This is a genomic window from Psychrobacillus sp. PGGUH221, from assembly GCF_042055255.1.
Lineage (GTDB): Bacteria > Bacillota > Bacilli > Bacillales_A > Planococcaceae > Psychrobacillus.
The window spans coordinates 79,633-92,256 of sequence record NZ_JAQMHQ010000010.1 but is presented as its reverse complement, the minus strand read 5'-3'; the positions used below and the strand labels follow the sequence as shown (position 1 = coordinate 92,256).

At 35.6% G+C, this 12,624-nt stretch carries 10 protein-coding genes and 1 riboswitch; of the genes, 3 read left to right on the top strand and 7 right to left on the bottom strand.

Going from position 1 to position 12,624, the window contains the following annotated elements:
- Positions 1–59: 59 nt before the first annotated feature.
- From PGC35_RS17115 to PGC35_RS17095, 5 genes are all read right to left on the bottom strand, one after another.
- Positions 60–1,052 (bottom strand): sensor domain-containing diguanylate cyclase, encoded by a 993-nt coding sequence (locus PGC35_RS17115; protein ID WP_375220013.1) that lies wholly within the window; start codon positions 1,050–1,052, stop codon positions 60–62.
- A 33-nt stretch (positions 1,053–1,085) separates the two neighbouring features.
- A complete protein-coding gene (locus PGC35_RS17110) occupies positions 1,086–1,886 on the bottom strand; it encodes an alpha/beta fold hydrolase (protein ID WP_375220012.1) in 801 nt (266 codons plus the stop codon).
- 212 nt (positions 1,887–2,098) lie between these two features.
- A complete protein-coding gene (locus PGC35_RS17105) occupies positions 2,099–2,833 on the bottom strand; it encodes an amino acid ABC transporter ATP-binding protein (protein ID WP_053591197.1) in 735 nt (244 codons plus the stop codon).
- Positions 2,834–2,852: 19 nt separating this feature from the next.
- Complete coding sequence (locus tag PGC35_RS17100; protein WP_375220011.1) at positions 2,853–3,608, bottom strand: amino acid ABC transporter permease; 756 nt, start codon at positions 3,606–3,608, stop codon at positions 2,853–2,855.
- Positions 3,609–3,668: 60 nt separating this feature from the next.
- Positions 3,669–4,514, bottom strand: coding sequence for a transporter substrate-binding domain-containing protein (locus tag PGC35_RS17095; protein ID WP_056831356.1), 846 nt, complete (start codon positions 4,512–4,514; stop codon positions 3,669–3,671).
- Positions 4,515–4,641: 127 nt separating this feature from the next.
- Positions 4,642–4,825, bottom strand: a riboswitch (Lysine riboswitch).
- Between the two features lie 293 nt (positions 4,826–5,118).
- Between PGC35_RS17095 and PGC35_RS17090 the strand changes: the two genes are divergently transcribed.
- The 3 genes from PGC35_RS17090 to PGC35_RS17080 all read left to right on the top strand — a co-directional run bounded on the left by PGC35_RS17090 (position 5,119) and on the right by PGC35_RS17080 (position 9,702).
- A complete protein-coding gene (locus PGC35_RS17090; RefSeq protein WP_375220010.1) occupies positions 5,119–6,519 on the top strand; it encodes a purine-cytosine permease family protein in 1,401 nt (466 codons plus the stop codon).
- A gap of 375 nt (positions 6,520–6,894) precedes the next feature.
- Positions 6,895–8,070 (top strand): SLC45 family MFS transporter, encoded by a 1,176-nt coding sequence (locus tag PGC35_RS17085; RefSeq protein WP_375220009.1) that lies wholly within the window; start codon positions 6,895–6,897, stop codon positions 8,068–8,070.
- Positions 8,071–8,148: 78 nt separating this feature from the next.
- Positions 8,149–9,702: a bifunctional metallophosphatase/5'-nucleotidase gene (locus PGC35_RS17080; protein ID WP_375220008.1), complete on the top strand. Its 1,554-nt coding sequence runs from the start codon at positions 8,149–8,151 to the stop codon at positions 9,700–9,702.
- Between the two features lie 649 nt (positions 9,703–10,351).
- Here the strand turns inward: PGC35_RS17080 and PGC35_RS17075 are convergent.
- Both PGC35_RS17075 and PGC35_RS17070 read right to left on the bottom strand, forming a co-directional pair.
- Positions 10,352–11,626 carry a cation:dicarboxylate symporter family transporter gene (locus PGC35_RS17075; protein ID WP_056831363.1) on the bottom strand — a complete coding sequence of 425 codons (1,275 nt, stop codon included), beginning with the start codon at positions 11,624–11,626 and terminating at the stop codon, positions 10,352–10,354.
- Between the two features lie 114 nt (positions 11,627–11,740).
- A complete protein-coding gene (locus PGC35_RS17070; RefSeq protein WP_275788185.1) occupies positions 11,741–12,622 on the bottom strand; it encodes a response regulator in 882 nt (293 codons plus the stop codon).
- Positions 12,623–12,624: the final 2 nt, after the last annotated feature.

Genomic DNA, 12,624 nt, shown 5'->3' with positions numbered 1-12,624 from the left:
ACATTTTCTTTACGTTAACTTGCAGCGAGCAGTCCTGTACCCTTTAACAACACTAAGTTTTAACTTAGTCTTTCTAATATATCCTTTATATGCGTCACTCGATTTCTTCCGTTCTCTTTAGATGTATAAAGTGCTTGGTCCGCATTGGACATAATCGACATATCGGAATCGCCGTTTTGGATTGTAGCCACTCCAATACTAACCGTTACTATTTGGTCGATTTTCCATTCAGCGGACTGTACAGCTCTTCTAAATTCTTCAGCTTTTTCTTTGGCTTTTTCTTTATTTGCGTCCGGCAAAAGGACTACAAATTCTTCCCCACCGTAACGAGCAACTATATCCTCTTCTTTAAAAGTACTATTCAAAATTTCAGCTAGTTTTATTAATACATGATCTCCTATTAGATGCCCCCAAGTATCATTCACCTTTTTAAAGAAATCTATATCTATAATGAGTAATGAGAAAGACAGGTTGTTTTTTTGGAATAAAACGATATGCTCTTCCAGTCTTTCCATGAAAAAGCGTCTATTTTTTAATCCCGTTAGTGAATCTGTCACGGATAGTTTCTCTAGCTTTGTATTTAACTCCATTAATAGACTTTGCTTTTTTTCTATTTCCTTGTGAAGCTGTTCAAGTTTATCTAGTGCTTGATTTTTTTCTCGTAATGCTTCTTCTGCCTGTTTTTTAGCTGAACGTATTTGCTGCTCGTAATCAATACGTTTTCCCATTTGCATGAATACACAGTCGACACCTTCAACATCATCTTGTTTAAAAGATTTTGCATTTAATAACAAGGGAACGTCTTTTCCCTCATGATCTTTTAAGCTTAAATACATTTCCTCCACATGCCCATTTAATTGGAGAAACGGATAAAAGTATGTATGAAAAAGTAACTTGTTGGCAATAGACATGATAGATTCTATATGAGTATCTAATAATTCTTCAAATGTATGACCGACCATATTACAAAACGTTTCATTTATTTCAGTGATCACGCCTTGATTTGTAATACAAAGATAGCCAAAAGGAGCCGTGTTTAGCCTCTCCTTCATTTTTTACACAACCTTTCGAAGAACAAATTACATTTAAGATAACAAAAGATATTCATTTATTAAACGAGCTGTTTCTTCAGAATGACTAAGATGAGGATAGTGACCCTTTGCTTTCATTAATCGAAACGTACTATTTTTCAGATGATGATGCAAAAATTCTCCAACCTCAATTGGAACGATACTATCATGTGAACATTGAATAATGAGCGTAGGAACAGTAGATTGTGCCAAATCCTCTCTATGGTCAGATAAGAAGGTCACTTTAGCGAATTGTCTAGTTATTTCTTCATCTACTGAAGTAAAGCTTTTCTCCAGCTCTTGCGCAAGCATTGGCTTTTCTGGATTTTGCATTGCAAGTAGTGACATAAAGCTTGCCCATCCTTCAAAATTCATTTCCATTAAATCTAGAAGTTCCGTTACATCACTACTTTCAAAGCCTCCAACATAGGCTCCGTCATTTAAATAGCGAGGAGATGGACCTATCATAATAATATTTTCAAAATAGTCTGGACGTTTTATAGAAGCTAGCATCCCTATCATCGAACTTACGGAATGACCTACAAAAATGACGTTATTAAGATCTAACTCTTCTATAATCTCTATTAAATCTTGAGCATAACCATTTAGCGTATTATATTTTTCTGGGTCATATGCTGTGAGATCTGACTTACCTGACCCAACATAATCGAATAAAACAATCCGATACTTCGATTCAAAAAAAGGTACCATCAATCGCCACATACTTTGACTGCAACCAAATCCATGCCCAAATAGTATCGTTTTCTCTCCATCTCCCAGTACTTTTACATTATTACGAGCGATAACATTAGCCATTAATATAACCCCTTTAGAATCTAATAATATTTATAGTACAGGCCCCGTTATTTATTCCACATGCATCTTAACATGCTCTATCCTTAAATATTTTTCTATCAACAATGAAGTTTAATAAAGGAAAATAAAAAAGGCTTCCCTTCTCATGTTGAAGGGAAACCAAATAATAATCAAGTATAATAATAAAATTGTCCTAAAAGGATATACAATTCTTATTTTAATGTACGCTTTAAAAACTCTCTCGTTCGTTCTTGTGTTGGATTATTAAAAATTTGTTCAGGGCTTCCTTCTTCTGCAATAACCCCTTTATCCATAAATACAACTCGATCGGAAACTTCTTTTGCAAATTCCATTTCATGCGTTACGATTAACATAGTAAGCCCTGTTTCGGCTAGTTCCTTCATTACTTTCAGAACTTCTCCCACCATCTCTGGATCCAGAGCGGAGGTTGGTTCATCAAACAGCATAACATCTGGTTCCATCGATAAAGCTCGAGCGATTGCAACACGTTGTTTTTGGCCACCTGATAATTGACTTGGTTTTGCATTTACATATTGGTCCATACCAACCACTTTCAAATATTTGAGTGCTTTTTTCTCTGCTTCTTCTTTAGACCGTTTTAACACTTTTACTTGCCCAACAACACAGTTACTTAACACATTATGATTATTAAATAAGTTAAATTGTTGGAAAACCATTCCTAGCTTTGTTCGGTAAGCATGGATATCATGTTTATCATCTAATATATTTTCACCATGATAAATAATCTGTCCACCGCTTGGTTTTTCTAATAGATTTACGCAACGGAGAAGTGTGGATTTACCAGATCCAGAAGAACCGATGATGCATACAACTTCTCCCTTGCTCACGGAAAAGTCTATATCTCTTAATACTTCATGGTTACCAAAGGATTTATTTAAATGTTGTATTTCAATTACTTTTTCCATATTATCCACTCCTTCCTTTTTATAATCCCGCATTGTTTTTTGGTAGTGTGACTTGTGTTGGTTGACCAATCATACTGTAATTTTCAGGACCATCTAATCTTCTTTCAACATAACGTAAAATGATTGTCACCGTAAACGTCATAACGAAGTACAAAATACACGCAACAAAAAACGGCTCAAAATATTTGAAGCTGATTCCCGCAACGGTTTTTGTTTGGAAGTATAGTTCTGTTACACCTATTACATTCAGTACTGACGTATCTTTAATATTTATAATAAATTGGTTTCCTGTAGCTGGTAAAATATTTCGTACTACCTGTGGTAATACTACATGAAGCATCGTTTGTATATGATTCATACCGATTGCTTGTGCTGATTCAAATTGTCCTTTATCAATGGAAATGACACCACCACGAACAATCTCGGCCATGTATGCCCCCGTATTAATAGATACGATAAAAATAGCTGCAGCAGTTCTGTCCATATCCACACCAAAAGCTAAAGCAGAACCATAATAGATAACCATCGCTTGTACAATCATCGGTGTACCACGGAAAAATTCAATATACATCGTTAGAATTGCATTTACTATCTTCAAGAAAATTCGTTTTACTTTTCGTTCTGGCATAGGGATTGTTCGAATAACTCCTGCCAGCAAACCAATAATGGCTCCAAAGATTGTACCAATGATAGAGATTAAGAGCGTCATCCCTGCTCCACGTAGGAACATCGGCCAGTTATTGGTAACCATTGATATTATATACTCAATGCTCATACTTATCCTCCTCAAAAATTAAACCGACTGCAAAGAGATGCAGCCGGTATCACTTCATCTTTATTCAGAAGCGGGTTGATTTTTAATGGCAGTATCCATAATGTTTTGACGATCTTCTTCTGAAATGCCCGCCAATATATCATTAATTTGTTTTGTTAAGTCACTGCCCTTTTTAAGTCCAACTGCAACTGCTGTTTCTTCTTCATCCGCAACAAATCCATCGGTAAATTCAACCATCGCAAAGTTTTCGTTCGCTGATGAAGCACTTATTCCTTCTGGACGTTCAGAAACATAACCATCTAGCATTCCAGACTCTAGTGCTACACGCATTGCAGGGAAGTTATCCATTGCTGGTTGTTTTTCTACACCTTTAATTTGATCTATTACGCCATAATGTGAAGTATTTAATTGTCCTGACACTTTTGCCCCGCTAAAATCTTGAATAGAAGTAGCTCCCTCATAAGGTCCACCTTTTTTAACTACCATTACAAAGTTAGAAGTGTAATAGTTTTCAGAGAAGTCGATTGTTTCTTTACGTTCAGCTGTCGGTGACATACCTGCAATAATTGCATCGATTTTACCTGACTCTAAGGATGGAACTAGTCCGTCCCATTCTGTTTTCACAATAACTAACTCTTTTCCTAATCCTTCAGCAATTTTTTTGGCAATTTCTACATCGTATCCACCTGCATATTCTGCATTGCCGTCAATTTTTACACCGCCGTTTGAATCATCTAATTGAGTCCAGTTGAATGGAGCATATCCTGCTTCCATACCAACTGTAAAAGTGTTGTCGTCACCTTTAGAAGATGATGATTCTGTATTTTCTGTATTACTTGACCCACATGCTGCTAAAAGCATCATGATAGACACGAACATTACTAAAACTATTAGTTTGTTTTTCATTCTATTTCTCTCCTTTTATATATGATTATGTTTTTAACTACTAAAAAAGGACAACTTACATAAAAAAAGACCTGAGATGAACTCAGGTCGCAATATGTATAGTTGCCCTAAATCCTCTACTTTTCCCAAATGAGATAGCACACCACTATAAACCGGGATGTTTATAGCGGACAGTCCTGTAGTTATTCACTACAGACCCAGCAAGTAATACCGAGAACTATTACAAACTTCGGCGACATTTCCTTCTCCCTAGAATCATGGCTTCTCAAACTCCACTAAGGACTGTTAAATATCGCGCCTCTACCCCACTACATAAGTGAGGTCGTATTTAATTATTGTCCATAGTCTACAATAAGAAATACTATCTGTCAATCATTCTAGAAGTAATAACAAGTTTCTGAATTGAAAATAATCTTTTAAAAGTAAATACATTTTTTCAAACGCTAAAGGAAATAATAAACTCTAGCTAACTAATCTCAATCGTTATTTTTAAAAAACGTTGGCATTACTGTTATAATAGGTTATGGATGAAGTGGTAGACGAATTTATCAAACAAATGGAAGTGAGTTGTTTTATGAATTAATATATAAAAGGAGTTGATATTATGGGATCTGTCAAAGTCGCAGATCACAAAGTGTCAGAAGAAATGAAAGATGATTTTTCATTAGATCGAGTGCCTCGAGACCAAAGGAAGATGGGTTGGTTTAGTATTACCAATATCACATTTGGTATCGCAACGGCAATTTTTTATTTTCAAATGGGAAGCGTTATGGCACTTCAATTCGGGGCTATAAATGCTATCATATCCTCCATATATGCGATAATCGTTGCCGGTATACTCGGAACGTTCATAGCTTATCTATCAGCCAAATCCGGGATGAACGTTAACTTATTATCAAGAGGCGGAGGTTTTGGTTACATAGGTGCATCGTTAACCTCATTCATTTATGCAACAAACTTTATCATGTACTGTGCCTTTGAAGGCCTGATTTTAGTTTCCGCAGTTCACACCTTCTTCCCCGCCCTACCTGAATGGGCACTAATCATTTTCTTCGGATCTATTGTTATTCCATTAAATTGGTTTGGTATTAAACAACTAGATAAATTACAAAAATGGTCTTTACCGATTTTCGGTATTTTTTTATTGTGTGCCATCATAATGTCTTTTTTCACTCCAACGGTTTATGAAGGAGCATTTTGGACGTATATGCCAGAAGGAGTACAGGTGGGTGGCCAAGCTTTACTACTTTGTATAGGAATGCAACACGGAATAATGGGTCTGACAGCATTACTCTCTTCAGACTACGCACGTTTTCTTAAACCAAAGGATTTAAAAATTGGATCTTTTGCAATTGGTTTTATTCCACAAATTTTCTGTTTTGGAGTTATGGGTGGTCTTGGTATATGGTTCGGTGTTCGTTTAGGTGAACCAAATCCAGGTGTTTATATCGTTCTACTCTTAGGTTTAGGTGGCGTATTATTCACTATGTTAACTCAGCTTAGAATTAACGTTACCAATATATACAGTAGTTCCCTATCACTTTCTAACTTCTTCGAGAACGTATTTAGATTTACACCAGGCAGACGATTTTGGGTTGTTGTCTCAGGTATTTGTGCAATTTGCTTGATGTTAGGTGGTATTGTGGATCATTTAGATACAGCCATGACATTCCAAGGAGTCTTTTTACTCGCTTGGGCATCGATTCTAGTTACGGATGCCATGATCGTGAAAAAACTATTAAAAATTGGGCCAGGTTATTACGAGGCTCGACACGAATATTTATATAAATGGAATCCTGTTGGAGTAGTATCTTTACTTATCTCAAGTGGTTTAGGTACGATAGCCGCACTAGGTTATATGGGATCATTTCTGGAAAGTACTGCGGCATTCTTCGCAGCACTTCTAGCAGCTATTCTCACCGTGATTTTAGCCATTTTTACAAAAGGTAAATATTATAGCAAAAAGCTTCCTAATGACATTCCTAAGGAAGATTATATTGCATAATAGTTAAAAGATTTTTTCTACCCTCAACTATTAACCATTCAATCAGCTTACCCTTCATTTATTAACTTCCAGATAGCCTTTTCTTCGGCCGATAATTCGTTTTTTATACTATATTCTCGCTTCTCTCAGGAGGTAGAGTTTATAGTAGGCTGGTTGCCTAATTGGTTTTACTCTACTTTTACCCTCAAAACTATTTATCCAACAACTCATATGGTTATTTTGTTTATACAATATTACTAATGCACCTTGTAGTTCTAGAGGGTGCATTTTTAATTAATTGATATTATTAACCCAGGACTCTTTACTTCCACAAAACCATATATATAAAGTGAAATATTTTTTACGATAATGATTTCTTTTTAGAGGGGGAATGCGATGAAAAAGATGTGGTTATTAGGGTTTGGTTTTTTTAGCATTAGTTTAGGATGGTCTTTATATAATGCGTTTGTTCCTTTTTTTCTGAACGACTTTCTTTCAAGTACTGCATTAATTGGTTTTCTCATGACAATTGATAATTATTTTGCTCTTTTCATACAGCCATATATAGGAAACAAAAGTGATCGCACACATTCACACTTTGGTAGACGGATGCCATATCTATTAATTGGTATACCGTTAGCAGCTTTGTTTTATGCACTTATTCCCTTCCACACAAGTTTGACCACATTAGTGATTTTTATGGTAGGAATGAATATATCCATGGCGATATTCCGTTCCCCTACTATTGCGTTAATGCCAGATATTACTCCTGAGGCTTTACGCACGAAAGCAAATGGTGTTATTAATTTTATGGGAGGACTTGGCGGAATTTTAGCTTTCAGTGTAGGCTCTATTCTTTTTGGAGTGGAGGAATCCCTCCCATTTTTCGCGGTCTCTGCAATCTTCCTATTAGCGCTAGTAGTTGTCTTTAAAAACATTAATGAAAATAGAGATGCTATTCCTTTTACCATTACAACTAATTCAAAGATAGATTACAAAGCAGAGTTAAATAAACCTACCATCTTTCTTCTAACCGCAATATTCTTTTGGTTTGTAGCAATTCAAGGGATGGAAGCGTTATTTACTTTATATGGTGTAAACGAGCTTAATTTATCCAAGAGCTCATCTGCCTTTTCACTTGCATTTTTTTCATTAAGTTTTGTACTGGCTGCTATACCAAGCGGTATTCTAGGTGCTAGGTTTGGTAAGAAAAAAGTAATCTTAACGGGAGTTATCGGTTTATTTTTTGTCTTCTTTTTATTAAATTGGGTGGAATCCCTTTTTACCCTGCGCTTACTACTATTAATTGGTGGAATGTTTTGGGCATGCATAAATATAAATTCATACCCTTTCATTGTCTCTCTCGGAAGTGAACATAACTTTGGTACTCGAACCGGATTATATTATTTAGTATCTTCATTAGCAGCTATAATTTCACCACCTTCTTTAGGCTTATTAATAGATATATTTGGATATGATGTACTATTTAATGCTACGGCAGTAAGTATGCTTTTTGCATTAGCTTGTATGTGGAAGGTTAAAACCCCTAGAACTAGTCCCGTGCGATTGTAAACTACCAATTGGACAGTCGGTTCTATTTATATATAATCTAATGTATATACTTACCATAAGAGAGTGGAGAAATGATAGTTGAAAAAGATAACGATCTTGCAAACTAGTGATATACATGGAAGCATTTTTCCGATTAATTATGTAAATAACGAACAAGCTAATATTGGCTTAGGGAAATTAGCTACGATAATAAAACAGGAGCGACAATTAAACGAGCAATTAATTTTGATCGATAATGGTGATTTAATTCAAGGAACTCCGCTAACATATTACTATATTCAATTTTTAAAGGATGAAAAAAATCCCATGATCAGCATTTTAAATGACCTGTCCTATGATGCTGCCGTTATTGGAAATCATGAGTTTAATTATGGGTTGGATATATTAAATCAGGCGGTTGAAGAATCCCAGTTTCCTTGGCTATCTGCTAATATCTTAGACACAAATACGGGGAAGCCTTATTTTGGCTGTCCTTATATCATCAAAGAAATTGAATCTGTAAAAATAGCTATTCTAGGTGTTACAACTCATTACATCCCAAATTGGGAAAACGAGCATAATATAACTGGTTTGGATTTTAAGGATTGTCTCCAAGAAACAAAAAAATGGGTTACATATATTAGTGAAAAAGAGCATCCTGACGTATTAATTGTTTCTTACCATGGAGGATTTGAACGAGATCTGGAGACTGGAGAACCAACAGAAAACTTAACGGGAGAAAATCAGGGATATGCCATATGTAAGGAAATTAGTGAAATAGACGTCCTCCTAACAGGGCATCAGCATCGCTCTTTAACTGGCAATTTAAATGGTGTAGAAACTGTTCAACCGTCTAATAACGGGCAAATGATAAGTAAAGTTACTCTAACGCTAAATAATCAGAACGAGATTATAAATAAATCCTCTGAATTATTAGTAGTAGATAATGTTGAAGCAGATGTAGAGGTTTTAAAAAAGGCTTCTCGTTTTGAAGAAGAAACTCAACATTGGCTGGATCAACCAATCGGCAAAGTAGAAGGCGATATGTTAATCAAGGATCCATTTCTTATTAGAACAAGTGACAATCCTCTAATAGAATTTATTAACAAAGTACAAATGGAAACAGCTGGAGTAGAAATCTCTAATACTTCTCTTTTTAGCAATTCATCTCCTGGCTTTGAACCAGATGTGACGATGCGCGACATCATTTCTAATTACAAGTATCCAAATACATTAAAGGTGCTTCGATTGTCCGGGCAAGATATAAAAGATGCATTAGAACAAAGCGCACGTTATTTTGTTTTGAATCGAGAAGGAATGCTTGAAGTAAATCCTAATTACATACAACCAAAACCACAGCATTATAATTATGATATGTGGGAAGGCATAGAGTATATTTTAGATATTCGTAACCCAGTTGGAAACAGAGTAACTACATTGAATTACAAAGGTGCTCCTTTAAACCTTCAGCATGAATATGATGTCGTGATGAATAATTATCGTGCTGGTGGCGGTGGAGACTATTTGATGTTTAAGGGCAAAGACATTGTGAAAGATATTCCGATAGACATGTCGGAAATCCTTGCTAACTATATACTGGAGCGAAAAACGATAAAGGCAACAGTTAACCGTAATTGGAAAGTTATCTGGTAGTAATACTAAAAAGCTGGTTCGTCCATCAATTGCTTATCTGCTAGAAGGCTGTAAAAATAAGAGGCTGTTCGAATGCCTGCTACTTTCAATATGATGAGTAGGGATTAGATCTTGCAAGTTGAAAATCACCATACTTTGATGATTGTTATATGGTTTGAACATGGGTAGGAATTGTCATTTTACAATTTATAGTAGTAATCATTGGATTGCACATAAAAAATCGCCGTTTCTTTTTGTTGGTTTGGTCACTTACATTATAAGAAATTTGGCGGTTTTTTTGTATACTATCCCGTTTTGATTGAATGAAGTAATGGATTTTCGTTTCATGCGGTGACTCCTGCGGGAAGATAGACAGTCCGAGACCCCGCACGTAGCGTTAGAGAGGAAGGAAGGCTAAGGCCGCCTCTTCAAATGGAAGGCAATCTAAGTTCGCCGCGTTCTGCGACAACGATTGCATGACCCACATCCCTGTGGGCCTCAACGCCTTCATGACCAACATCATGTTGGCCTGAGAAGGCTCGGCGCTCGCCCGCGGAAAGCATCCGTCTGGAACCGAAATCTATCGCACTTTTTAATAAAAGCTATGAAGAAAGAGGCTACCCTTAAAAGTCATTTTTTATGACTTTAAGGACAGCCCCTCTTATTTTTATTATGCTAGTTCTTCCAAAGAAGCATAGTATTTTTCTTCTTTTTCTTTATCGAAACGACCTTCCCATTTAGCCATAACGACTGTAGCCAATGCATTACCTACTACATTTACTACTGTACGAGCCATATCTAGAAGACGGTCAATACCAGCGATAAACGCAAGTCCTTCTAGTGGGATTCCTACAGTTCCTAGAGTAGCCAATAGTACGACGAAGGAAACTCCTGGTACTCCAGCGATTCCTTTAGATGTTACCATTAATACTAAAACGAGTGTAATTTGTTGCATAATACTCAAATCAATTCCATACATCTGTGCAATAAAAATTGCCGCAATCGCTTGGTATAACGTGGAGCCGTCTAAGTTGAAAGAATATCCTGTTGGTATTACAAAGGAAACAATATCCTTTGGTGATCCAAACTTCTCCATTTTCTCCATTACTTTCGGCAAAACAGTTTCGGAGCTAGATGTAGAATAAGCTAAAAGCAATTCGTCTTTTAATACTTTAATTAGATGGAAGATATTGATACCAACTAACTTTGCAATACCACCTAGTACAACAACAATGAAGAATAGCATAGAAGCGTAAACTAGTATCATTAACTTTCCGAGTGGCAATAAAGATTCCAATCCAAATTTAGAAACAGTAACACCTATTAACGCAAATACACCAAATGGTGCAAATTTCATAATCAAATTAGTTACCCAGAACATAGCATCTGCAGTTCCTTGGAAAAAGGCAAGGACTGGTTTCCCTCTTTCCCCAATAGCAGCTACTCCTAAACCGAATAAGACTGAAAAGAATATAATGGCAAGCATATTACCATCTGCCATAGATTGAACGATATTACTTGGCACAGCATTTACAATTACATCAGCAAATCCATGACTTTGCACTTCTTCACTCGTTTGTACATATTGATCGATATTACCTTTTGATAGTGTGGACATATCAACACCAACACCAGGTTTAAAGATATTAGCTGCCAATAAGCCTACAACTATTGCAATAGTCGTAACTATTTCAAAATATATTAATGTTTTTCCGCCAAGCTTCCCTAGTTGCTTAATATCACCTGTTCCAGCAACGCCTAGGATCAACGTAGAAACAATAATCGGTACAACAATCATTTTGATCATATTAATAAAAATAGTACCAATTGGTTGTAAATATTTTTCTACAGCAGGATTACCAAAAAAGATGGCTCCAACAACTATACCTAAAATTAATCCGACTAAAATTTGATATGCCAGAGTAAATTTAAACTTTTTCTTCATGAATCCGTCACCCCTTTTATATTGAAAACGCTTTCTCTCATTCGGAGTAGCTTTTAGAATATATTAAAGGTAACTTACAAAATCCGACGTAATCCGACAAAACATAATATATATTTATTGATTGTATTTATCCTTTGTTTCTAAATACAATACTTGAAGAAACTTTTTAATATTAACTTTTACTCTTGTTGCTACATCAGTTTCTTCATTCATATGTCTCATTTGATTTCTAATTTCTTGAAACTCAAAAAACCGAGGAGCATAATATTCAAAGTTGGGGTTCGTATAATCGATTAAACCCATAGAAGCTAAATTATTCATAGCAGATAGGATCGTTCTACGAATACGCTGCTCGATTGCTCTACTCTCCTTTTTTATATCTGCCGGATGTGTTTTGGAAGCAACAATTTCGTATAGGTCCTTCAATGGTGGTAATTGAACAGATAGTTCCTCTCGCTCCATTAAATATTCTATTATCGAAACAATATCATCACTTCCTGTTTCTCCAATTACCCCTATATCATTTAACATAGACAATACAATTTCTTTTACATTTTGCTGTCTCTTTATCGGTTTGCCTGGAGCAATATTTTCTAATGATTGTCGAATTGCTAGAAGTGAATCTTTTAGTTTAAATTGTTCTGCTGTCTTTTTTAAAATACTTTGTACTTCCACACGATTAATAGGCTTATGTATAAAAAATTCTACTCCTTTTTCATACGCTTCCCCTACCATTTCTTTGTTTACTATTTGGGAAATCATAATAAATTGACCCTGAAATCCTTCCTTTCTCAACTGTTCGATTGTTTCTATACCGTCCAACTCTGGCATTAATAAGTCTATTAGCACAACATCTGGATGCATGGATAGAATAGTTGAGAGGCTACTCGCTCCACTAACTGCCTCACCTATAACAATGCCAAGTTCATGATCAATTATTATATTTTTAAGCATAGTTCTACTAGCTTTATCATCATCTACAATAAAATAACGCAGTT